Source organism: Desulfosporosinus sp. (genome assembly GCF_014237355.1).
Lineage (GTDB): Bacteria > Bacillota > Desulfitobacteriia > Desulfitobacteriales > Desulfitobacteriaceae > Desulfosporosinus.
This window is the reverse complement of the sequence record NZ_JABZFS010000038.1, coordinates 112034-136740: the sequence shown is the minus strand read 5'-3', so window position 1 is coordinate 136740 and position 24707 is coordinate 112034. Positions and strand designations below refer to the sequence as shown.

15 protein-coding genes and 2 pseudogenes are annotated in these 24707 nt (G+C 43.1%); 9 read left to right on the top strand and 8 right to left on the bottom strand.

All coding sequences use genetic code 11. The features are described from left to right. Positions 1-153 precede the first annotated feature (153 nt). Positions 154-2205 (bottom strand): cell wall-binding repeat-containing protein, encoded by a 2052-nt coding sequence (locus HGJ98_RS07750; protein WP_291350479.1) that lies wholly within the window; start codon positions 2203-2205, stop codon positions 154-156. Between the two features lie 226 nt (positions 2206-2431). Between HGJ98_RS07750 and HGJ98_RS07745 the strand changes: the two genes are divergently transcribed. The 3 genes from HGJ98_RS07745 (at position 2432) to HGJ98_RS07735 (ending at position 10614) form a co-directional block, all read left to right on the top strand. Then, positions 2432-5011 carry a S8 family serine peptidase gene (locus tag HGJ98_RS07745; RefSeq protein ID WP_291350478.1) on the top strand — a complete coding sequence of 860 codons (2580 nt, stop codon included), beginning with the start codon at positions 2432-2434 and terminating at the stop codon, positions 5009-5011. Positions 5012-5274: 263 nt separating this feature from the next. Next, positions 5275-6864, top strand: a complete 1590-nt coding sequence (locus HGJ98_RS07740) for an N-acetylmuramoyl-L-alanine amidase (protein ID WP_291350477.1) — start codon at positions 5275-5277, stop codon at positions 6862-6864. A 498-nt stretch (positions 6865-7362) separates the two neighbouring features. After that, positions 7363-10614, top strand: coding sequence for a cell wall-binding repeat-containing protein (locus tag HGJ98_RS07735; RefSeq protein ID WP_291350476.1), 3252 nt, complete (start codon positions 7363-7365; stop codon positions 10612-10614). A gap of 252 nt (positions 10615-10866) precedes the next feature. Here HGJ98_RS07735 and HGJ98_RS22395 read toward each other — a convergent pair whose 3' ends face one another. From HGJ98_RS22395 to HGJ98_RS07715, 7 genes and pseudogenes are all read right to left on the bottom strand, one after another. Then, positions 10867-11031 carry a transposase domain-containing protein gene (locus HGJ98_RS22395; RefSeq protein ID WP_367142698.1) on the bottom strand — a complete coding sequence of 55 codons (165 nt, stop codon included), beginning with the start codon at positions 11029-11031 and terminating at the stop codon, positions 10867-10869. Between the two features lie 49 nt (positions 11032-11080). Further along, positions 11081-11779 (bottom strand): annotated as a pseudogene (locus HGJ98_RS07730) (IS66 family transposase zinc-finger binding domain-containing protein); the annotation flags it as partial. A gap of 107 nt (positions 11780-11886) precedes the next feature. Further along, a complete protein-coding gene (gene tnpB, locus HGJ98_RS22390) occupies positions 11887-12228 on the bottom strand; it encodes an IS66 family insertion sequence element accessory protein TnpB (protein WP_367142694.1) in 342 nt (113 codons plus the stop codon). Then, positions 12222-12572: a hypothetical protein gene (locus tag HGJ98_RS07725; RefSeq protein WP_291350475.1), complete on the bottom strand. Its 351-nt coding sequence runs from the start codon at positions 12570-12572 to the stop codon at positions 12222-12224. The genes tnpB and HGJ98_RS07725 overlap by 7 nt, the downstream gene beginning before the upstream one ends. A 257-nt stretch (positions 12573-12829) precedes the next feature. After that, a pseudogene (locus HGJ98_RS22385) lies at positions 12830-12964 on the bottom strand (hypothetical protein); the annotation flags it as partial. Positions 12965-13187: 223 nt separating this feature from the next. Beyond that, positions 13188-13523, bottom strand: a complete 336-nt coding sequence (locus HGJ98_RS07720) for a hypothetical protein (protein WP_291350474.1) — start codon at positions 13521-13523, stop codon at positions 13188-13190. Between the two features lie 641 nt (positions 13524-14164). After that, the gene (locus HGJ98_RS07715) at positions 14165-17401 is read right to left on the bottom strand and encodes a cell wall-binding repeat-containing protein (RefSeq protein ID WP_291350473.1); all 3237 of its coding nucleotides are present in this window, start codon (positions 17399-17401) and stop codon (positions 14165-14167) included. A 576-nt stretch (positions 17402-17977) separates the two neighbouring features. On the opposite strand from HGJ98_RS07715, the gene HGJ98_RS07710 reads away from it, so the two are divergent. From HGJ98_RS07710 to HGJ98_RS07685, 6 genes are all read left to right on the top strand, one after another. Next, positions 17978-18379: a hypothetical protein gene (locus HGJ98_RS07710; protein WP_291350472.1), complete on the top strand. Its 402-nt coding sequence runs from the start codon at positions 17978-17980 to the stop codon at positions 18377-18379. 138 nt (positions 18380-18517) lie between these two features. Then, positions 18518-19684, top strand: coding sequence for a TolC family protein (locus HGJ98_RS07705; RefSeq protein ID WP_291350471.1), 1167 nt, complete (start codon positions 18518-18520; stop codon positions 19682-19684). Between the two features lie 546 nt (positions 19685-20230). Continuing rightward, positions 20231-21721: a DEAD/DEAH box helicase gene (locus HGJ98_RS07700; protein WP_291350470.1), complete on the top strand. Its 1491-nt coding sequence runs from the start codon at positions 20231-20233 to the stop codon at positions 21719-21721. A gap of 121 nt (positions 21722-21842) precedes the next feature. Continuing rightward, positions 21843-22154, top strand: a complete 312-nt coding sequence (locus tag HGJ98_RS07695; RefSeq protein ID WP_291350469.1) for a M domain protein — start codon at positions 21843-21845, stop codon at positions 22152-22154. Positions 22155-22495: 341 nt separating this feature from the next. Continuing rightward, positions 22496-24157 (top strand): S41 family peptidase, encoded by a 1662-nt coding sequence (locus HGJ98_RS07690; protein ID WP_291350468.1) that lies wholly within the window; start codon positions 22496-22498, stop codon positions 24155-24157. 41 nt (positions 24158-24198) lie between these two features. Then, positions 24199-24633, top strand: coding sequence for a procyclic acidic repetitive family protein (locus HGJ98_RS07685; protein WP_291350467.1), 435 nt, complete (start codon positions 24199-24201; stop codon positions 24631-24633). Positions 24634-24707: the final 74 nt, after the last annotated feature.

Genomic DNA, 24707 nt, shown 5'->3' with positions numbered 1-24707 from the left:
TTGACCACTGAAGGATCTTTGCAGTTGATAGGCTTGAAGATTCTTCTTTTCGCTGCACTCCTTTCAGAATGACACAAATGGGGCTTTTCCAGTGGTTTCCGACGGTCCTTTTTGACACGCCAAGCGTGTCAAAAGGACCGTCCCCCTGTCATGTTAGCGTAGATGCTGCTTTAGGACTGGAAGGATCACCTCAGAGCTTTTCGGGTTCACCGTCCAGTAAAGGGACCATGATCCGACTCCGGCTAGTCCATATTGACTGAGCAAGCCCATCTTTGCGTTCCAGCTTTGAGCATCGTCATAGTAAACCGTGTGTGATGCGCCTGTAGTATCCGTGTAACTAAAATAAGGAACCTGAGAGGCATCTCGTTGGACCGTAATCTTGTACTGGGCAATAAGCTCTGTCACGCCATTGATATCTTTATCTGAAGTTGTACCATAGAGGGTATTGAGCCCACGTGGCTGACGGGTATAGGGTAAAGCAGGTTTGCCTGTGGAGGTCCAGTCGACTCCGTAGTAGGGAATACCCATCAGGACTTTGCGCATGTCAACTCCTTGAGCTTTGGCATAGTTTAAAACCTTTTTAGTCCAATCCACTGGAGCGATAGGGCCAGGGGCTCCATGGCTATAGTCGTAGGTCATAATGTGCAAGTAATCAACATATTGGGCAAGATCAGCATAGTGAAACTCTTCGAGCCAGGCTTCAGAACCTGTTCTGGGCATGACGGCTTGAATGACTAACTTATTTAAGGGGTGAAGCTTGGCATAGAGCTCTTTCATGAACTGAGTGAGATAAGGCCCAGTTTCAGTACTCATAAATTCGAAGTCGATGACGATTCCGTCGGCATTGATACTGTTCATCCGATCCATAATCTGGCCGATCAGTTTAGCTCGGGTGGTTGCTGAAGCCATCACGGTATCGACGGTCTTGGGAGTAGCCCAGGAAGACTGAATGACAGGCAGAACTTTTAAATTGCGGGCCTGAACAGAGGAGGCAAATAGCTTGTAATTATTGGGGTTTGCATCCCACCCTCCAACGACATTACCATCGGCTGTATCATCAAGGTAATACCAGCTTGGAGCAATGATATCGGCATAATCCGTAGCTGGGGAGGGAATTGATGTAACCTGATTGAGCATTCCATTCGTGCCGCCATAACCCCCTTGGGTATATTGAAGGGAAACTCGCGGCTGGACAACACCGGTACGAATGACACTTTCCATCTTATAACTAATAACGCCCCACCCCCCGAAAATTGTAAAAGCTGCGCCAGTAGCACGCTGTTCGTTCAGATAAGCAGTCGTTGAGTTGCCTAATTTGGAATTCGGAATCAATAGAATCGGTGTATTACTTTTCCCGGCAAGAGCTGCTCCCGCTAGGGCATCCGGGAAGTTTTGGCCTGTGGCTACATAAACCTTGGACGTATCAAATGATAATTGATTCAATACGACGGTGTTCGTCTCATACTGGTCGTATCCGGCATAGCGGGCAGTGACTTTGATGGGTTGAGGCAGTTTGCTTAGCTGTTCTTCGATACTGTCTTTAATCACAGCCTTACCGCCTACCAAGGTGACCTCTGAAACTCCCAGTTCGGCGAGAGCCTCAACTGTTTCTGTTGGCAATGAATCCGGACGTGTGAGTAGAACGGGAATTCCTTGAGCAGCAGCATAAGAGGAGATACTTAAAGCATCTGGAAAAAGTGCCCCATTGACTAAAATGGCTTGGCTAGAACTCGGAGCCGCTACCCGAGCAATCTCTGCAGCGGTTCCGTACTGATCCCATCCCGCAAGACGCTTCGGCAGGATCCCTTGGGCTCTAAGGGACTCTTCAATCCCTGTCTCTAAGGCGACGGTTCCGCCAAGAAGATAGACTTCTTGCGTACCAAGGCGTTTGAGCTCCTCGGCAACGACGGGAATTAAACGATCCGATTCAGTTAGAAGTAGGGGACCCTTGACTTTTTGAGCAAGGACGGTACCCGTCAAAGCATCCGGAAAGTTCCGCCCGGTTGCTAGAACAGCGACAGGAGCAGAATCCCACCCCCTCTTTGAAATCTCTACCGCCGTATCATACAATGTATTCCCGTAAATGCGATCAGTGACTGATTCCGTAGTTGAAGCCTGTACCGGTAGTGGAAGAACGGGAGTAAGACTTAGGAAAATTATTAAAGTACAAAAGATACTTATTACCTTATTAGTGATAAAGTGCATTAAAGTTAACCTCTTTCTCCATTTTTTAAACACACCTAATTATTCTTTTAAATAAGGTAAAATCCTTCCTTGAACAAGGAAATTAGACACTCCAAAATATAACAGGAAGATTAACAAGGATTTATAAAGGAAAGGCGAGAAATTTGTCGAATGAATTATACTGGTCTAATCATCAATGATTTCGTTTAATAGGCCAATATAAGATGTATAGAAAGGCGTGGAAGAGATGTACAAGCGCTGGTTATATCGAACCAAATCGACGCTGCTGTCTCTAGGAATTATAGGGATCATGCTTCTTAACCTGGGGTTCACAACCATAGCCCCAATTGCGCCAATAACCCTAATCCCTACGCTGACAGAGCATTCCGACGCTTTTCAAGAAATAACAGGACAAGCAGATCTACCTCAAATCGTCCTCTCTTTAGCCCCAGAGGCAAATCTTGAGCAGGTAGCGAAGGATTTTGATGCGAAAATTGTGCGTCGAGGTCCCTTGAATTTTGCTACCCTTGAATTCCCCGCAAGCAGTAATCTCAAAGAACGCCTGGAGGCGCTAAAGGATACCCCTGGGATTATAAGTGCGGAAAAAAATCACCCTCGGACAGTTCAAAGCACACCTCAAAAAATAGTACCGAAGGACACACTTTTCTCGAAGCAATGGCCATTGATTAATCAGGATGTACCAGGAGCTTGGGAGATGGGAGCAACGGGGCAAGGTGTGACCATTGCCATTGTTGACACGGGTGTCGCCCTAGAACACCCAGACTTAAAGGGGAATTTGGTTCCCGGATACAACTCAATCACGGGAAGCGAAGCATCGGGGGCCAATCAAGACAATAATGGGCATGGAACCCAGATGGCTGGAATTGCAGCGGCTGAACTCAACGACATAGGAATTGTCGGAGTAGCCTATCAAGCGAAGATTATGCCGATTAAGGCTTTGGGGGCCAAGGGATTAGGGTATGACGATGCCATAGCCGACGGAATTATTTGGGCAGCAGACCATGGAGCTAAAATTATTAACCTTAGCCTTGGGTCAGAAAATGGTTCTATCGACTCAGATATTTTGAGGCAGGCGGTGACCTATGCCCATAATAAAGGATGTTTGTTAATTGCAGCCAGTGGAAATTATGACTCAGAATCCCAAACAAACCCCGGAGTGAGTTATCCTGCCTCTGATCCCCGGGTTCTGGCGGTTACAGCTACCGATAAAGGGGGTAAGGTTACAAGCTACTCCGCCACCGGTTCAGCAGTCGATCTAGCTGCACCGGGAGATTCCATCCCGACATCAGGATGGAACCGAGTGGGGGGATCAGGTTACACCTACGCAAGCGGGACTTCTCTAGCCGCTCCCTTTGTCTCAGGGGAAGCAGCTTTGCTTTGGAGCCAACACCCTGAATGGTCTAGAGATCAAGTGGTTCAAGCTCTTTTACAAGGGACCCAGGACTTAGGCTCTCCAGGACGGGATAACCAGTATGGTTATGGACTCGTAAATGTGAAGCTTGCCCTAGCTCTCGCTCCTGAAACCCTAGATACCCAGACATCCCCAGCAATCGTTAATGCCTGGGGCGGTATTGTCCAAGCGATAGAAGGGTCAACTCAGATCGCTTTAACCCTTCCCTCACAAGCCTTTGATCAAGGGGTGAACGTTAGCTTAAAAGCTATATCCACTCCTGCCGATTTACCTAACGGTGCTGATTTTTTGACCCCGGTTTTTCAGATCGATTGGGGAAGCGCCTCACCTCAGAAAATGCTCTCCCTGAAATGGAAGGACCCCGCCCTTAAAGGGGACTTTGGAGGGAGTCTATATCGCTGGAATGGCTCACGCTGGATCTCCTTAGGTGGAGAAATCAGCAGTGGAGAAGCCAGGTTTGGCCTCTATATGCCTGGAATCTATGCCCTTGGAACAGCTCAGGCTAGCGGACAGCAAAGCCAACGCTTCGCAGGGGTCACAGCGGTGGGGACAGCAATACAGATTTCCAAGGAGACCTTTACTACCGGTGCAGATACCGTTCTCTTGGCTCAAGTTAATCAGTTTCCAGACGCCTTAGCCGGAGCACCGCTAGCCTATAAACTTCAAGCACCGATCCTCCTCTCTCCAAGTCCAGGGCTTACAGAGGATGTACGAGAAGAACTACAACGACTAGCCCCGAAAACCATTTATCTCTTAGGGGGTCCGGCAGCTCTGTCTGCCCAGATTGAAAAGGAACTTCGACAAACCTATGAAGTAAAGCGCCTCTACGGCTATACCGCAGAAGGAACCGCTCAGGCTATAGCAGAAGAACTTGGGACGAAGGGCAAGGCTGTACTTGCCAGTGTACGCTCCTTTCAAGACGCTCTGGTCATTTCCTCCTGGGCGGCAAGGCAAGGGATACCAATCTTGCTCACTCAACCCCAGATTCTATCCCCGGATACTCAATCCGCCTTGCAGGAACTCAGTGTCACAGAGTCTTTAGTGATCGGAGGGACAGCAGTGGTCGGGGCTAAGGTCATGGACAAGCTGCCTTTCCCCAGTCGAATCAGCGGAATCACAGCCTATGACACGGCAGCTGCCGTTTTACAAGCCTATCCGCCAACAACCTCTAGGATAGAAATCGCCACGGGAGAAAATTATCCGGATGCCTTAACAGGAGCAGTACGGGCAGCCTTCTACGGATCAAGGGTGGTTTTGGTACCCACCCAATCAATGATTCCTGCCAATCTAGCCTCTCTCTTAAAATCCTGGCAGGGACTTCAGGTTGAGTCCTTAGGTGGGGTCGCAGCCTTGCCGGAAAAGGTCGTCCAAACCGTACAAGCCTGGACTCAGTAATCCATCACTAAGGGGATGAATTGGGACAAAAGTCCTGTAGGAAAAGGGCCTATCCTGTCGAAATCTAAGATAAAGATTAAATTAGATTGTAGTAAGAAAAACGCTATGCATCTTTTTCAGATTAATGTCATCCTGAGCGATAGCAAAGGATCTAGGACTTAAGATTCTCACTTCGTTCAATGACAAAAGCATACTGGCTTTTATTCATCAGTGGTACTGCGAAGCGGCATGGGGGTCTGATACGTGAACAAAGGAGTGATGAAGTGGCAAAAGTAACATGGAAACTTATAGGGATGGTGGTATTGAGTCTAGGATTCTTGATGAGCTTTCAAAATCCAGCAGGCGCCACTCCCTTAGCTTTAGAAACAAAAAGAATTTTTGGGATGCGTCAGATTGAAACAGCTATTAACGTCTCTATGGAAGGATGGCAACAGGCAGAGACCGTCTTGCTAGCTAACTGCTATAACTTTCCTGATGCTTTAGTAGCAGCACCCCTTTCCCATCAACTGGATGCACCGATTCTCTTAACCCCAACAGGAGGGGTCGATGCGAAAGTTATGGAAGAAATTAAACGTCTTGGTGCGCAAAAGGTCATCCTGCTTGGAGGCCCAGCGGCCTTAAGCACAAAAGTTGAGGAGGATATCTTAAAGGCAGGTCTAAACCAACCAGAACGAATTTATGGGTACGATCAATATGAGACAGCACAAAAAGTGGCTGAACGTGTAGGAACAAAAGGACAAGTGATCCTAGCAAGCGGAGAACAGTTTCCCGATGCCCTCTCTATTTCAGCATACGCAGGCGTGACAGAGACTCCGATCCTCTTGACCAGAACCAAGCAGATGCCAAGTTCGACCCAGCTAGCCCTCAACGGCTTTCAGCAACAAGGGGATTTGCACACCATCGTCGTAGGGGGAGAAGCCGTAGTATCCTCTACAACCTTAGGTGGCTTACAGAGCGTGGAGCGAATTTTTGGCAATGACCGCTACGAAACGGCAGCGGAAATCTATGAGTTTGCCCGAGATGCTTTGCCGTCTCAAACAGCGTACTTGGTAACGGGAGAGAACTTTCCCGACGCCCTTGCAGCAGGGGGCCTAGCGGCAAAAAAACGTGCAGGCATTCTCTTGACCCAAAGAAATAACTTACCGGGAGCCATCTACTCCGTCTTGACCAGACCCTCTGAAAGTCCCCTTCAGGTAGTCATTATCGGGGGAACAGCGGTGGTCACAGAGAAAGTCAAGGCTATGGTAGAGGGAACTGAGCAACCTTCCTATCTATTAGCGAACCTGACCATTGTCATTGACCCAGGGCACGGAGGACCTGATCCAGGCGCCAAAGGAGTGTCTGGGGTGTATGAGAAAAATAACACCTTGCCGGTGGGGCTTAATCTTGCAGCCTTGTTACGTTCAGCCGGGGCACGAGTTATCTTAACTCGAAGCACGGATGTTTCACCCGCCGAGGGAACTTACTCAGAACGTTCAGACCTTGAGGCCAGAATAAAAATCGCCAACGATTTGCAAGCAGACCTCTTTATCAGCCTTCACAATGACTCCTTTAGCAATCCTAGTGCCTCTGGGACGACAACTTATTATAGCTCACAGAACCCAGCGGCCAGCCAATCCAAGACTCTAGCGCTAAGCATCCAAAGTGAGCTGGTCAGATCCATTAGCTTACCCAATCGAGGAATCAAGGATGCAGCGTTCTATGTAGTCAAGAATACAAAGATGCCTGCGGTCCTTGTAGAACTTGGCTTTCTATCTAACCCTACCGAAGAGGAGCTTTTGAAATCTCCAGAGTTTCAGAGAAAAGCCGCCCAGGGAATATACCAAGGGATTCTAAGCTTCCAAGGTTATTAAGCGGATCTCAATAAATAATTTGTTGAAACTCCACAAAATGCCCACAATTAGAGTGATTTTATGTGATATACTTCAAATATTCCGTTCGATTAAGTATATTTTTAACTAAATGGTGGAAAACTAGTAGGTTTTAGTGTAAACTAGAACCAGTAAAATTGGAAACTTTGTCCGAGGGAATAATGTCCATAAAAAAAATCGGACAGCAAGCAGGAATATTGGCTATAACGAAGAATATATATAGCTAATATAGACCTTTTTGTGGTTTCTTCATTTCCCATGCGTTCTAAATGGTACGCCACAGGAGGGATGAACACCGTCATCCTTAGGGGGGACGCTCCCGCTTATTCTGTGGAATGCTTTTAGATATTGCGCAATGTCTAAAGATTGTGCTACACATTTTAAGGGGGTGAGGGGCGACTAAAAGACGTCCTAGTAAAGAGAGATAGTTCATTTCCCAAAAAAGAAAGAGATCCAATGACGAGAGGAGAAATTCACTACATGAAGAAAACTAAAAAAGCCTTAGCTACATTAGCTATCGCAGGTATGACATTAAGCATGATTCCTTTTAATGTTTTCGCTGCTGCACCAGTTCCAACCCGTATCGCAGGTGTAACTGCTGAACAAACCGCAGTACAAATCGCTGACCAAACCGGCTATACCGGTAAAGCAATCCTTGCATCCTCAACCTCCTATGGTATGGTTGATGCTTTGACTGCTGGTCCTTTGGCAGCTTCCTTACAAGCTCCTATCCTTTTAACCGGAGCTGGAAACACATTAGATGCTTCTACTAAAGCTGAACTCACCAAACTCGCAGTTAAAACCGTCTATGTAACAAGCGGAACCGCTGTTATTAAACAAGGCGTTATCGATGAGTTAAAAGCTATGGGTATCGAAGTTATTTCTCTTGGTGGATTTGACCGTGCTGAAACATCCGTCAACATCGCTAAGAAAATGACAGGCGTTACCAAAGTTGCCATCGCTAACACCGTACCTGACGCACTCTCCATTGCAGCTATCGCTTCTGCTGCTAACCAACCAATCCTCTTAACCAACAAAGGCGCGCTTCCTTCAAGCGTAGCAGATTACTTAGCAAGTGCTGGAGTTACCTCCAGTGATGTTATCGGTGGAACAGGCGTCATCAGTGATGCAGTAGTAGCTGGACTTCCAGGTGCAACCCGTCACTTTGGTATGACTGCTTATGACACCAACAACCAAGTTATCCAAGACTTCGCTGCTAGCATCGAGTTCGACAATGTCTATGTTGCTAATGGCCAAACTGGTATTGACGCTCTCGCAGGTGCTCCACTTGCAGCTCAAACAAAATCTGCTATCGTACTCACAGACGGAAAATCCGTTCCTGCTGCAGCTGAATTCACATACAGCAAGTCTCCAGTTGGTGCTGTTGTAACTGCTCTTGGTGGTGCGGCTGTTGTTCCTGACGCTATCCGTGCTGGTGTAGCCGCTGGTAAAGTTACACCTGTAACGAACGAATTATCAATTGTTTCTATAAGCGCACTTAACGATGAAAACAGCGTTTTGCAAATCAAATTTACTAAGCCTGTAACTTCTTTTGATCGTGGAGATATCGTTATTCAAAACGCTAAAACATTAGCCCGTTATGGCGTAGAAACAGCATCGTTGCTTTCTGGTGGTATGATTGCTGAACTTAAATTATATGAAACCATTGAAGGTCAAAAAGTACTCCAATCCAATACTGATTACAATGTAACTGTAAAGGCAAACGGTGAAACCTTAACTGCAAAGTTTAATCGTGGTGACTGGAGAGAAGCAGCTATTACGTCAGTCAACTCAGAAGATAAGGAAATTGTAATCGCTGGTATAACTTTAGAAGTTACAGACCCAAAATTTGACTATCAAAATGCATTAGGACGTACTGCTCGTGTATGGTTCAACCAAGACAAAGAAGTAAACAATATTGCTTACACTGAGCAAGTTGTTAAGTATGATGCAATTGAAGTAACTAAAGCTAATGAAATCAAACTACTTACTGAAGATGAGAAGTATGACGTTGCTGATCAAGATTTCCTCATTTATGATGATGGCACACGTATAAATTCTACTACTACTGTAGCGGGTCCTCCTGTTGTAACTACAGTTAATAATGCAATCGATCTCGCACTTGCGCCTGTAGGTACACAGTTTGACTTCGCTAAAGTCGTCTTTGACAGTGATGGCGATGTTGTATTCGTAGGAGCATATGATTGGCAAGACTATTTAGTAGTAGATAGCGTTGACAACGATGTAGTTGTTGGTGTTGATGGATCAGGCGAATTCAATGCTGAAGATGCTGTTATCGTTAAAAATGGTACTGAAATTGCTCCTTCAGCCCTCAAAGCGGGAGATATCCTTTACTACAGCAACAGTGCAAGAGGCAATGATGGCTTAGCTGAAGTATTATCCAATACAGTTAAAGGTGAAATTGATACAGTCTACTCAGATGCAATTGAAGTTGAAGGTGAAACTTATGACTTCTTAGCAGCTTCACCACTCTTTGGTGACGCGGATTATATCAATAAAGACGGAGATCTTGCTGAAATTGATGATTCTGATATTGCTGAAGAACTACAAGCGGGTGGCGAAGTTGTATTGAACTTCGATAGAAAAGGTGACCTAGTATTTGTAGGCGGAGACGTTGCTGAAGTAGCCAGTTCAAGTAACTTCGGTTATGTTGAAGAGCAGGAGGATATTACTGGTTATATGCAAGCCGGAAAGGCACGCTTACAACTTTCAGTAATTGACGAGAATAAAGATACTAAGAATTATGACATCGTTTTAGAAGATCTTGATACTATTACATTTAACGGTCATGAGTATGATGTTGATACAACACCTGACGCAGTAAACGAAGCATATTTCTCGTTAGCTACGCCTAATGCAGACCAAACCTATCAAGACCTACAACTTTCCGGTATCGGCAGTGTACTTGGACCTGTCGCACCAATTGACACGGTCAACCTTAATACTTTCAACGACCTTATCAATCTAGAATTAGATGATAGTGGAAACGTGGTTGGTCTGGAGTACTCCACAAACCCTGTAGCAATCACCGTCCTCGCTGCTAACTCTGTTGAATCTGGAGATAAGTACGCAGCTGGTAAACTTATTCAAAGTAGTACTCTGGTGTATGAAGTAAATGCTAGCAATGAAGTTAAAAAGGTTTCTAAGTGGAGCGACCTTAGCGGATTCGAAGTTACTGTTGGAGAGGTATACTTTGACACAAACAACAAAGCTGAAGTAATTGTTGCTAGAACTTCTAATGCTGCTGACGTAGAACAGAAGAAGGCTTATGTTACAGACGTACGCAGTAATTCAGATGGCATTGTACGAATTACAGCATTCATTGACGGTGAAGAGGTAACACTAACTGCTGATGAGTTGTCAAGTACTGTAACTGAAGGCGATGTAGTAATGTTAGACATTAATGAAGATTCTAACGAGATTGACGCAATTGGTACAGTTAACGATCCTGCTTATGTTACGACTCCAACAACACTTGCTGTTGCTGCCCCTGGCGTAATTCCTGTTAATGTTGGTGCTCGCGAAATAACATTACTTGGTGACGCTACTCCATATGAGCTCGAGAGTGGTGGATTCGTTATCGACGCAACTGACCCTAATGACGTAAAAGTTGTACCATTTACAGATCTAAATGATGTTACGACTGAAACGATAACTGTTATTTTAGGCGCTTCAGGTACACACTTTGCCCAAACAATCATTATCGAGTAAGAACACTATGTTTTGCAGGAAGTAGCTCATTAGTTGCTTCCTCCCTAGGATCTTACTGAACACCGAAGTGTGTTAATCCTAATAATCTAAAAAAGAGTCTTTTGTCTTTGAATAGACGAAAGACTCTTTTAACATTTTTTCAGGTTAATGCAGAATTGTTTGTAGGTAAGCGGTAAGTGCTTAATAAAAAGGTGCGTACATAAAAAACCGGTTACATACTAGTAACCGGGTATAACAACACTTCATCAAAATTCAATTACCTTTATTGAGACAGTAGTCTGGGAGTTCAGGGGACCATGGCATTAGACTCTCAAGAAGAGCCGGATCATTCTTAAAGTCTAGACTAGGCATTTTTTGAAAAATATGCACGAGATACATGTATGGGTTGATACTATTGGCTTTAGCTGATTCAACAATGCTATAGACGATTGCACTCGATTGAGCTCCCTTTTTCGTATCGGCGAACAGAAAGCATCACTCCCTGATATGCCCAGTCTTTTTCCTGCCGGTTCAAGGGCATGCCATTGACATATTTTTGATACATGACATGGGCTACCGTCGATGCTGATGCAAGACTTCTTTTAATGACAGGAGCCGGAGTAGGGGCTTTTATAATCGTTGCAACGCCTGTTTCCTTCTCACAACGCTTGCAGACAAAGCTTTGTCGTATGTAACGGAGTAACCGTATTTGTGCCGGTATGATTTCTAATTCTTCACGGACAGTCTCTTTGCCCAACACCCGAAGTTCGCTGCCACATTTCTCACAAACTTGCTCATCCTCATTTAGTTCGCAAAGAATCTCCACTACGGGAAGATCCGCTGCCAGTTCTTCCTTAGTGCGTTTCGATTTCCGAGTATGTCCGGCAACTGATACTTTGTTCGGTTCCGGAGCGTTTCGATTGGCCTCGGCTTCCGCTTCGTTAAACAGTGAAAGCTGGTTGCGATCTTCACCCAGTACATACTTGCTTTTCTCACTGGAATGACCGTATAAGGTCTTTTGGAAATTGGCCAGCATGGTCATCAGCTTATCAATGCGAACCTTCTGATTTTCGACGGTTTTGGTCTGTACCTCAAGCTGGGTTGACTGTTCTTTAACTTGCGATTCGAGCTTTGTAATATATGCAATTATTTCGGGCGCTAGGCCTGTTAAATCTACATTTTTCATAGTTAAATTATACCATAAAAAACCCTCGAAAACCAGTCGTTTCAAGGGTTTGCGGGTTTTTATCCCAGTTATTTTCGGGGTGATTTTTTAGCAGAAATCTCTCGATTTTATCTCACCAAATCCTTTAGGAGGATCAATAGAAAGTCCGTCCATAAGGAGCTGGAGTTGCTTAATGGTGATGTCTCTGACATCCTTAGGATCCTTAGGCCACTTAAACGAGCCCCTTCGCCATCAAGCCTTTTGTAGTATAGGACAAATCCATTGCTGTCCCAGCTTAATCCTTTCAATCGATTTCGCTTTCTGTTGCAGAATAGAAAGAGAAAATTACCGAATACGTCCATCTTAAAGTCATGTTTAATGATAATTGCCAGGCCATTTACTGAACTTCTAAGATCGGTTGCTCCGCAGGCTAAATATATCCCGTCGGAACTTGAAATGTCTTTCAACATACTGCATCGAGAACCTTAGGCACATCCGCTAGTAATGTAGGACTAAAGTCGCTCTCTACGGAGACTATCCATTTACCACAGATGAGTTTAACTTCTCCGTAGCTATACTCTTGTTTAGTGATCGTGACATCTGCCCATTGCAAAACCCCTGCTGGACATTGGCGTTTTTCCTTATTAATTTTGGATGCCCAGTCAATGTAGCTACGATACTTAATTCCCTTGGCTTCACACCATTCCTTTGCCGAAATACCACTAGGACGGCATTCGGCAACTAGGGCTTCTTTTTCACTCTTTCCACTACAACTATACCTCCATGTAAGGTTTTTATGGGGATATTGTCTCATGAATGATTTGGGTTGACTACGCACCCTTTTATTAAGCACTTACAAGTGCTTAATAAAAGGGTGCGTACAAAAATAAAACCCTGTTACATTTACATACTAGTAACTGGGCATAATAAAATCAAAATTGAATTACCTTTATTGAGACAGTGTCTGGAAGTTTAGGGGACCAAAGCATTAGAATCTCAAGAAGAGACGGATCATTCTTAAAGTCAAGACTAGGCATTATTTGAAAGAATTGCACTAGATACACGTTTGTGTTAATCTATTGGATTTTCCATTAAGATATTTTCCGCCGTAATTTCAGGCCTTGATTTGATATAATTCATTCGCTTCCTGCGGCATACGGATTTAAGATTTAAGATATGCATGAGTCTGTAGATCCGTTTACGATTAACCTTATGACGGTGGTTTGATTGTCATCTGGCGGTATCCAAGAATTCCATTTCTTATCGTAAGTATTTTGAAAGCAGTTCCTTGTTAAATTTTTCGTTATCACTTTCTTTCCTGTTTAGCCATATATAATACGAAGAACGTTGAATACCAATAATTTCACAAGGTTCACTGTAGGATAGGGATTCTGTCTCATTCAGATCACGTAATGATAGATATATAGTTTCATATCTTGCCTGGCTTAGAACCGTCTCCTTTCATATCGTCCAGCTTTTTTAGTAAATGTATCTCTATCTGTTTTGTTCTGTTCTCAGCCTCTAGTAGCTTGTTTTGTGCCCTTAGTTTCTCCACATCGGACACCACCATCTTCAGATTTTCCTTTTCCACGTCTGTCCTGAAGTTTGCCCACACCATAGTATAAGTATTTATTTGTTCAGAATAAACTTGCTGATAGGATACCTGAAATCTATATGCTGTTTCGGTATAGCCGATTTGATGTTCAATACAGTATTTGATTGTTTCAACTTTATCATCATAGGCAGTTGCTCGTCCTTTAGTCATTATTGTCGTTCCTGTTCCAAAAGTTTTCAATTTCTTATGAGTTACGTAACTGGCAAGTTGATTAAATACATATTTTTTATTTCAATATGAGAACCGCCACCAGTCAGATAATCCTTGACAGCTGTATTCTTGAATTCTGCGGGATAAGTAAGTATTCTTGGATGCATTAAGCAGGCCTATTTAACCCTAGAGATTGATAAGTTTGAAGCTGTTTGATGGATTGACAGGAAACATATAGCAGAGTGGCTATATGATTAAGTGAATCTTCCCTACGAATATATTTTTTAATAGCTACTATCTTTTCTGGACCTAATATTTTGCTTTGCGGGACATAAAAAGGCTTCTCCTTGTAATAGACACTATTATTTTTTAAACTGTCTACCACAAAGGAGCATATCATAACTGAAGATCTAGGCAAGTTTTATATGCTACGCTACTTGATCCACCGCTTACAACAAAAAAAGACCCTGTAAAACAGAGTCAGTTAAATTATGACTATAAGCCTCTTTTTCTCACTGTCTATTTTACAGGATCCACTTTAGTCTAAAGTGGTCCCTTTATATATTGTCAAGATACACTTCTCAGTGTCCTTAGGATCTTGGTGAGAAGAAGCCATTAGCTACTTCTCACCAGTAATGGTTTTACTCGATAATGATTGTATGGGCAAAGTGTGAACCAGAAGCACCCAAAATAACAGTTATCGTTTCAGTCGTAACATCAGTTAGATCTGTAAACGGTACAACTTTTACGTCATCTGGGTCAGTTGCGTCGATAACGATTCCACCACTTACAAGCTCATAAGGAGTAGCGTCCCCGAGCAATGTTACTTCGCGATCCCCAACATTGACAGGAGTTACGCCAGGGCCAGCAGCGGCAAGTGTTGCGCTTACAACATAAGCTGCATCGTTAACTGTACCTATTACTGCGATCTCGTTAGAACCTTCATTAATGTCTAACATTACTACATCGCCTTCAGTTACGGCACTCGCTAGTCCATCAGCGGTTAGCACAGCAACTTCACCGTCAATTATGGCTGTGATTCGTACCACGTTACCATCTGAATTATGACGTACGTCTGTAACATAAGCCTTTTTCTGTTCTACGTCAGCAGCTTTAGTAGCTCTAGCAACAATTACTTCGGCTTTGTTGCTTGTGTCAAAGTATACCTCTCCAACAGTAACTTCAAATCCGCTAAGGTCGCTCCACTTAGAAACCTTTTTAACTTCATTGCTAGCATTTACTTCAAATACTAGAGTACTACTTTGAATTAGTTTACCAGCAGCGTACTTATCACCAGATTCAACAGAGTTAGCAGCGAGGACTGTGATTGCTACAGGGTTTGTGGAGTACTCCAGACCAACCACGTTGCCACTATCATCTAATTCGACATTGAGAAGACCAGCAAAAGTATTGAGGTTAAGTGTATCGATTGTTGAGGGAACCGCAACTGTACCGCCAATGAGTTGGAGATCTTGATAAGTTCCGTTGGGATTGGCAGTAGCTAATGCAAAATACGCTTCGCCTGCTGCGTCAGGAGTTGTATCAACATCATACTCAACACCATTGAATGTAATAGTATCAAGATCTTCCAGAATAATGTCATAACTCTTTGTTTCTTTATTTTCGTCAACTAGTGAGATCTGTAAGCGCGATTTTCCAGCTTGCATGTAACCAGTAATATCAGTCTCTTCTTCAACATAGCCGAAGCTACTGGAACTTGCTACTTCAGCAACGTCTCCGCCAACAAATACTAGATCACCTTTTCTGTCGAAATTCAATACAACTTCGCCAGCTGCTTGTAACTCTTCAGCAACATCGGAATCATCAATTTCAGCTAGATCACCATCTTCATTGATATAATCTGCATTACCAAAGTCTGCAGAAGCGGCTAAGAAGTCAAAAATTTGGCCATCAACTTCAATCGAATCTTGGTATACTGAGTCAATTTCACCTGTTACAGTATTACTTAACACTTCAGCAAGACCGTCTCCGCCTCTTGCTGAGGTGCTGTAGTACAAGATATCGCCAGGTTGAAGTTTATCAAGTGTGATTTCTACACCATTTTTAACGATAATAGCGTCTCCAGCATCAAATTCACCAGAACCCTCAACACCGATAACAATATCTCCCTCTACTTCTGAAACTACTAGGTAGTTCGCAAAATCGTATGCACTTACAAATTTAATATCACCATTGTTGTCATAAACAATTTTAGCAAAATTGTATTGGGTACCTACAGGTGAAAGTGCTAGATCAATTTGATTATTAACGATAGTCTCAGTACCTACTGTAGTGGTAGAATTGATTAAGGTGCCATCATCATAGATAAGAAAATTTTTCTCAGCAACGTCATACTTCTTGTCTTCTGTCATAAGTTTTATTTTTTTGGCACCAGTAACTTCAATCGCATCGTACTTAACTACTTGATCAGTGTAAACAATATTGTTTACTTCTTTGCTTTGGTTAAACCATACACGAGCTGTGCGCCCAAGTGCATTTTGATAGTCAAATTTCGGATCTTTAATTTCTAGAGTGATACCATCGATTACGATTTCTTTATCTTCTGAGCTAACGGATGTAATAGCTGCTTCTCTCCAGTCGCCACGATTGAACTTTGCAGTTAGAGTCGAACCATTAGCCTTTACTGTTACATTGTAATCAGTATTGGTTTGTAATACCTTTTCACCTGCGGTGGTTTCATATAATTTAAGCTCAGCGATCATACCCCCTGAAAGTAGCGATACTGATTCTACACCATAACGAGCTAAAGTCTTAGAGTTTTCAATAATGACATCTCCGCGATCAAGACTTGTAACAGGTTTGCTGAATGCAATTTGCAATACACTGTTAGCGTCGTTAAGTGCACTTACGGAAACAATTGCCAACTCACCAGGTACACTCGTAACTTGTCCAGCAGCAACGCCAGCGCGAACAGCTTCAGGAACAACTGCTGTACCACCGAGAGCAGTTACGACAGCGCCAACTGGGGATTTGCTGTATGTGAAAGCTGCAGCAGCAGGTACGGATTTGCCATCTGTGAGTACAATAGCAGATTTGGTTTGAGCTGCAAGTGGAGCACCTGCAAGAGCATCAATGCCAGTTTGTCCATTAGCGACATACACATTGTCAAATTCGATGCTAGCTGCAAAGTCTTGGATAACTTGGTTGTTGGTGTCATAAGCAGTCATACCGAAGTGACGAGTTGCACCTGGGAGTCCAGCAACGACTGCATCACTGATGACGCCTGTTCCACCAATAACATCACTGGATGTAACTCCAGCGCTTGCTAAGTAGTCAGCGACGCTTGAAGGAAGTGCATTTTTATTCGTTAAGAGAATTGGTTGGTTAGTAGCAGCGGCTACGGATGCGATGGAGAGTGCATCTGGTACAGTGTTTGCGATGGCAACTTTGGTAACACCGGTCATTTTCTTAGCGATGTTTACGGATGTTTCAGCACGGTCAAATCCACCAAGTTCAATAACTTCCATACCCATAGCTTTTAACTCATCGATAACACCCTGTTTAATAACAGCAGTTCCGCTTGTTACATAAACGGTTTTAACCGCAAGTTTGGTGAGCTCAGCTTTAGTGTCAGCGTTCAGTGTGTTTCCAGCTCCGGTCAACAGGATAGGAGCTTGTAAGGAAGCAGCTAGAGGACCAGCGGTTAATGCATCAACCATACCATAAGAGGTTGAGGATGCAAGGATTGCTTTACCGGTATAGCCAGTTTGTTCAGCAATTTGCACAGCAGTTTGTTCAGCAGTTACACCTGCGATACGGGTTGGAACTGGTGAAGCAGCGAAAACATTAAAAGGGATCATGCTTAATGTCATACCTGCGATAGCTAGGGTTGCTAAGGCTTTTTTCGTTTTCTTCATGTAATGAATTTCTCCTCTCAAATTTGAACAGTTTTTAATTAGTGGACTATGGTTCCTTATAGAGATACTTTTTCGCTCCTCCTCCTCTCTTAAAAGAAGTTAAATGTTTAGACATTGCGCATTATCTAAAAATATTCCACTGGATTTCATGGAAGCGTCCCTCCCTGAAAATGCTATTTTCAGCCCAGTGGGTACTTTTTAGAGCAAGATAAAAGGCAAGAAAATAAAACGTTGGATTATTTGGTCATTTTTCTTTTGCCGTAAATAGAGATTAACATAGTGAACCATAAATTACATTTCAATTATATTGGGTGAATTTCCATTAATTATTTAAAACAGAATATTTTCGTATGTTCTCCGAACGAGATATAACTCTATTTATATGAAATAAAATAATTCTATGGTTAAAAGATACAATGCAAATATAGTTTTAGCACTAACTTAGCTGTTAATTTTCAATGAAGTCTCCTCTGTATCAGATACATGAAAAATCTGACCTCCCATCAAAGCAACTTTACATCTGAAACGACATCTGTTAGAATCTACCATGTAAAAAGGGAGGAGGCATTAAAACAAATGTTAAAATGCAAATGGTTAGTAATAATAGGTTTAATAACAATGTTTCTTTTTCTTACAGGTTGTTCTGATTCCAAATCAACTCAAGAGAAAAATGGACCTAATCTTGGAACAGAATTGAAAGAAGAAAAACCACAGCCTACGAATAAACTTGAGAGTGATGATGACCTAAAGAAACAACTCGAGTCGGAAAAAGGAATTGAACGCGTTATGGTTCAGGTAGTAGAAGGAGAACAACGTGCTGTCAACGTTGATATTGAAATAAATAATGAGCAGGAACTGTCGGTAGACCAAGTTGTGGAGAAATACAGCAAGGTCATAAAGGAAAAGTATCCTGATCGAACCATAGATATCATAGTTGCTAAAGAGGGAAAATTACTAAAGCAAGCTACATTAAAATAAGTATTAAGATAATGGTTTGCACTGCGAATAAAAGGGGTCTTTCGCCTTTAGGCGAAGGGCCTCTGTCGAATTACAATTGACATCAGAAAATTTGTAAACTACAATAAGCACATAGGTAACAGGAAAGGGAGTTTACATATGAAAAAACTAGTTGGAGTATCACTATTATCAGCCATGTTAATTTTGGGGCAACCTTTTATGGCCTTTGCTGACAGTACGGGATCGAGAACAATAACCTTTGAAGATCTTAAAGGTATCATCACTGAGCACAATTTAGAGGTTCAAATTAATGAGAACGAACGACTGAAAGCTTACGTAGACTTTTCAAGTCTCAAGAGAGATATCCGAGATTTAGAGGATGACCTTGATGAGATCGATGATGATAGAGATCAGTTGGGCAGTATACCGGGAGCACTTATAGGCCTAAACGCAGAAAAACGCATACTCCTCGAAACACTTAAACAACTAGAAAGAACTCAAGTTGATCGACCTACCTTAGAAGCTATGGCCGATCTTAAAGCCTCGATAAATAATGACTCACTGATCCGTAAAGCAGAAAGCAAATACATAGAATATAATCAGTCGAAGTTGGATTCCTCTAGTCTTTCCATGGCAATGGATACCATGCAAAATCAATTAGTAGCGATGCAGTTGCAAGAGAGCTTGGGTCTGGTATCCCGCAATAGTATGAATGATCTAAAGACAACGTTAGTTGATATGCAAACTAAACTTGAAAGTACAAAGTTTCTACAGGATTCCAAAGAACGTGAAATAAAAAGTCTGATCAATGATCAGGGTAATGACGTGGTAATTGCAAGTATTCCCTTGGATAAAATAGAATTTAGCATTAAAGATAAAGAAGCAGATTTAAAAATGGCTCTGGAAAACAGTTATTCGATAAAATTAATAGAACAACAGATAGTAATCTCCCAATCTGCCCTTAATAGAGCAAAAAAGGATAATGGAGTCTCATCTAAACAATATAAAAAGGCAGCTTATGATGTAACTAATGCAAACTTAAAGCTTACCCAGACGAAAGACACTTTAACGACAGCCTATTACTCAATGGTTGACAACATTGCAAGAGTGCAAAGCGATCTTCGTTTAGCAGAACAGAGCCTTGCGGATCAAAAAGTAAAGCTTTCAGAAGCTCAACTTAAGATGGGGTTAGGGATGATTTCTAAGCTAGACATGGATAAAGCAACCACGGATTATCAGGCCCAAGAAAATACGGTCAAGACAAAACAAATCGATTTGTTTAATGCTAAGAGCAATTACGAGTGGTTTTTGAAAGGAATGTCTTGATTATTCAAAGCAAATATCCATATATCCACAATCTTCGGACGATATCAGTGGATTTATCTTGACTTTCGTAATCTTTAGTGCTAATTTTATTTTGTAAGTCATAAGACCCTTTGAACCATTGACTTGCGCAATTAGGACCTCCGGACGCGGGGGTCCTTTAAATATGCCTTTATTTAGAAATCCTTAAAATATGTAAACTTTAGATCAGTAACAGTGAATAGTTACGTGAGTAGGGGTAAAATTAAAGATAAGAAGTTTAAGAAGTTTAAGAAGAGTTAACAGGAAGGATAGGACAGGAAAAGAATTCTTTTAGGTAAGGTCTCTTTCTAATTATGGATAACTATGGTATAATATATAGTTGGTGCCATAAGCGTCTATTCCCTCGTTGGCGAAACTCACGCGCTATCGCGGATGTTCTGTTTCGGCGGTAAGTTAATTGATAGATTAATAAAGATTTTTTCTTCACAGTTATTGTTCGCAGTTATAGATAAGGACGCAATTGGAAAACTTAAAGAATATAACAAACAAAAAAGGAGACTGAACGTATTGGCGACATTTGCAGAATTAGGATTAAGCGAGTCTATTATTCGATCGATAGTAAACATGGGGTTTGAAGAAACAACCCCTATTCAAGAACAGACGATTCCCATTGCGATGGAGGGCAGAGATCTTATTGGGCAGGCCCAAACTGGAACGGGGAAAACAGCGGCTTACGGTATTCCCTTAGCGGAGAGGATTTCAGGGCAAGCTGAGCATATTCAGGGGATTGTTCTAGCCCCTACTCGAGAACTAGCCGTGCAAGTAGCGGAGGAACTAAATAAGATTGGCCAGTTTAAACGGATCCATGCCTTACCTATTTACGGAGGACAGGGCATCGATTGGCAGATCCGGGCTCTTAAGAAGAGACCCCATATCATTGTAGCAACCCCAGGACGTCTAATGGATCACATGAGACGAAAGACGATTCGTCTTAATGATATTAAGATCGTTGTTCTGGACGAAGCAGATGAGATGTTGAACATGGGCTTCTTAGATGATATCGAAACGATTCTCAAGGAAATCCCAGAAGAACGTCAAACCTTGCTCTTCTCGGCTACCATGCCCAGACAGATTCAAAATATCGCTCAGCGCTTTATGCAACAGCCTCAGCTGATTAGTATTAAAGCAACAGGGGTTACGGTTTCAGATATTGAACAGCATTATATTGAGGTTACTGAAAGACTGAAGTTTGATGTTTTATCCCGACTATTAGACATTCAATCCCCAGATCTGTCCATTGTCTTCGCACGAACGAAGCGTCGCGTAGATGAGATTTCTGAGGCCTTAAGCAAACGCGGTTATTCCGCAGAAGGAATTCACGGTGACTTGACTCAAAGCAAGAGAGACAGCGTCTTGAGACAGTTTAAAGACGGCACTATCGAAGTTTTGGTCGCTACCGACGTTGCTGCACGGGGACTCGATATTAGCGGCGTAACCCACGTCTTCAACTTTGACATCCCTCAAGATCCCGAAAGTTACGTCCATCGAGTCGGCCGTACGGGTAGGGCTGGAAAATCAGGTTTAGCAATTACCTTAGTCACCCCTCGGGAGATAGGTATGCTGCGACTGATTGAATCCGTAATTAAACGCAGAATCATACGTAAACCGATTCCGACTATCGTGGAAGCCGTCCAAGGTCAGCAGCGCTTAACCATGACAGAGATCTTACGTGTTATCGCCGAAGAAGATATCGAGAAGTATAAAGGCGTAGCTGAAGAGTTACTGGCAGAAAACGATTCTGTGACCCTTTTATCTGCAGCCCTAAAGATCATCACTAAAGAACCTGATAACGTCGAAGTTCGCTTGACAGAAGCCGCTCCCGTTCGGGCAAGAGGCATGGGCAATAGACGCCCTATGGGAAATAATGCTAGACCTCAACAAGGAAACTATCGCGACGGCTATGGTCAAAAAGCGGATACCTGGTCGAGGAGAAAAGGCAACGATTTCCGAGGTGGCTCAGGAGGGCAAAGAGGCCGAGATAACATGAGAAACGGATAAGGATAATAGGTTGATATTAAGGAAAAGGTTGTTTACGGCCTTTTCCTTTATGTTTGGGCAAGATTTATCTTGTTGGTACAGCTTTAGGCTGTTATAATTTTGCGAGAGAGGTGGTGAGACTGTGGAAAAAGAAAGTCAAAGAACACTTGAGTTAATACTCAAAAAGCTTAATGAGTTAGACTCTAAAGTGGATAATCTAGACTTTAAAGTAGATAATCTAGATACTAGAGTGAATAGCTTAGAATCTAAGATGGATTTAAGAATGGACAGTTTAGAGTTAAGACAAAATGAGATATATTTAGTTGTAAAGGCTATAGAACAGAACAGTCAAGTACATAGAGATGAGACTGATAATCTGAAGTATACTGTAAGTAATTTGGAAGGAACCATAAATACCATTGGTGACGTAATAACAAAACGGAAGGCGATATAATGACACATAATAATCTAAGGTTCAGGGTGTGAAAATGCTCTCTCTAGTTCGAGAAACTATGGGGGGCATTTTTTTAACGTATTAGATCCCTTGCTGCTGCGCGGCACCACAGATCCAATGAAAAACCCAGCGCTTTTGTCATTGTTACGATAGGAGCTCAAGGGCCGTGTCATCCTGCGTGTCATCCTGAAGGAGGCACGAGTGAAGGATCTAGATCCTTCGCTATCGCTTAGGATGACAATACACTTTAAAAGAACTTTTAAAAAGCCAAAGGATAAACTTAACTATCTGTCGAAATCTCTAAGTCAGGGAAAGGTCTAAGAACTTGGAGGAAAGATAACATGAAAGCAAGATTACTGACTAAGCGGGCATATAATAACGGATTTGTTCACATTCTAATTCTTTTAATCATGATGCTGAGTACAGCGACAACAGTTAAAGCATCTGAGGATGTCTTGCCTGAAATTCGTTCCCTCCTTCGAACTCAGTATGTCGAGGTTGTTTCAAAGGAGATCTTGAATGCTCCAACTATCGAAGAAATGCTGGAAAGGCTGGGAGACCCTCATACAATGTATTTCACTCCAGAGCAATACCAGGACTTCCTCGAAACTATCGATATGAGCTTTACTGGGATTGGAATTCATATTGAGATGTTAGCAGAAGGAGTTAAGGTATTATCCGTCATTGCTGGCTCTCCGGCGGAGGAGGTTGGGTTAAAACCTGGTGATGTGATTATTCGAGCTGATGGACTATCCCTAGCGGGACTTAGTTCGGAAGAGGCAGTAAGCTTGCTGCGGGGTCTTGAAGGAAGCACAGTTCAGCTCCATGTGAAGCGAGGGACTGAAACTCAGGATTTACAGGTCACACGCAGAGCAGTGAACGAACCTACAGTGACTGGTCAAGTGCTTAGTGAGCATATCGGCTATCTAGATCTCAATTCCTTTGGAAACGATACCCCAGAGGAATTCAAGACCTTAGTTGATCAATTAAAAGACCAAAATGTCGACAGCTGGATTGTGGATTTAAGGGATAACGGAGGCGGGTACTTAAGCTCAGCCCTTGATCTCGCAGGCTTTTTTATTGGACCTGACGTTGCAGTACAAATCAAAGACCGCACAGGCATTCTATATCCTTATAAGGTTCGGGATCCAGGTTGGATAATGGATCAACGGATTATCGTTCTCATCAATGAAAACAGTGCCAGTGCCTCTGAAATTCTAGCCGCAGCAGTCAAAGATCACGACAAGGCCGCCCTGGTTGGAACGACGACCTATGGCAAAGGAACGGTTCAGAGCATGTTTCCTCTGGAGAATGGGGGAGTGCTTAAAATGACAGTAGACCACTTTTATTCTCCGGAAGGGCATGAAATTGATAAAGTAGGGGTCAGCCCTAACGTCACTATTCAGCACTCAGATGCCCTTAAGGCTGCGGTACTGATGTTAACCAATTCTTCACAAGCACAAGCCCTGGCTAGAACCGACTCTTATTGGGAAGCTTGGGGAGAACTGTCTGGTATTGTTCCGACAAGCTCCCATGAACTGTCCTCAGATTATATCCATTATTATTCCAGCTACGGTCAAGTGGCTGAATTATCCGAGATCCCACTTGATAAGAAATTCAGGGTAGATTTCTCTGCAGAGGTAGATTGGCAGAGCGTGAATAATTCGAGTATCGAGCTGATTAATAGCATAACAGGGCAAAGGGTGCTTTCAGAGTTTAAACCCCTTGGAGGCACCTCTGTTCAAGTAATTCCTGAAGTTGAGTTAAACCCAGATACGACTTACTGGCTAGTTATCCATCCTACTATCCTTGGAGTTAGGGGCCAGACCTTACAAGAGGGAGGCCTGGCCATCGCACATACCATACGAGAGTATCAAGAAATCTCAGGCACATCAAAGGTACAGTCCTTTGGGGTTAGCCACCGGATCAATGAGAGGAAAACCATAAGACCTGGTGATCCGGACTATGGTCAAGCGATTAAGGTTTTAGGAGAAAGGCGTTAGACAATAGGAGCTAGGAATCTGAGCTGGGGGGACGGAGATCGATGATTTATGAAGTGTGTGCCCTTGTTGCTACCATCATTTTAGGAGTGATCGGCATCGAAGTGATGCTTTGGTTTCGCTCCCTGCGGAAACTCACCAATGAAGCAAAGCAAACAGTGCAGGATATAAATACTCATTTACCCTATCTGTTGTCAGATGTCCGAGCGGTTACCGGCGTCGTGAGACAGACCAGTGAACAAGTAGGCGAAACGGTGAATGAAGTAGCGGTTAGTCTCGAGGAGATGAGGAAGAACCCCTTCCGCTTTATTGCTGTTTTCTTACAGAGCGTCAAACAACTCGTCGAGCTATGGCGTAACATTCGTGGACAAGAAACAGGACCAGAACCAGAACGAGGACAGGAACCAGGACGAGGACGAGAACCGGAACCAGGACAAGAACCAAAACAAGAACCAAAACCCAGACCCGGAACGGGATGAGAGCTGGGACGAGAACGCAGTGAAGAATCTCGTTATTGCAATTAGTGCAACTCAAGGCCGTGTCATCCAGAGGG

Coding starts and splice junctions, on each gene's coding strand:
- HGJ98_RS07725 (WP_291350475.1), bottom strand. CDS start 12,572: ATGAGACAATATCCCCATAAAAACCTTACATGGAGGTATAGTTGTAGT.
- HGJ98_RS07690 (WP_291350468.1), top strand. CDS start 22,496: ATGAAAGCAAGATTACTGACTAAGCGGGCATATAATAACGGATTTGTT.
- tnpB (WP_367142694.1), bottom strand. CDS start 12,228: ATGTTGAAAGACATTTCAAGTTCCGACGGGATATATTTAGCCTGCGGA.
- HGJ98_RS07685 (WP_291350467.1), top strand. CDS start 24,199: ATGATTTATGAAGTGTGTGCCCTTGTTGCTACCATCATTTTAGGAGTG.
- HGJ98_RS07750 (WP_291350479.1), bottom strand. CDS start 2,205: ATGCACTTTATCACTAATAAGGTAATAAGTATCTTTTGTACTTTAATA.
- HGJ98_RS07705 (WP_291350471.1), top strand. CDS start 18,518: ATGAAAAAACTAGTTGGAGTATCACTATTATCAGCCATGTTAATTTTG.
- HGJ98_RS07715 (WP_291350473.1), bottom strand. CDS start 17,401: ATGAAGAAAACGAAAAAAGCCTTAGCAACCCTAGCTATCGCAGGTATG.
- HGJ98_RS07735 (WP_291350476.1), top strand. CDS start 7,363: ATGAAGAAAACTAAAAAAGCCTTAGCTACATTAGCTATCGCAGGTATG.
- HGJ98_RS07745 (WP_291350478.1), top strand. CDS start 2,432: ATGTACAAGCGCTGGTTATATCGAACCAAATCGACGCTGCTGTCTCTA.
- HGJ98_RS07720 (WP_291350474.1), bottom strand. CDS start 13,523: ATGACTAAAGGACGAGCAACTGCCTATGATGATAAAGTTGAAACAATC.
- HGJ98_RS07710 (WP_291350472.1), top strand. CDS start 17,978: ATGTTAAAATGCAAATGGTTAGTAATAATAGGTTTAATAACAATGTTT.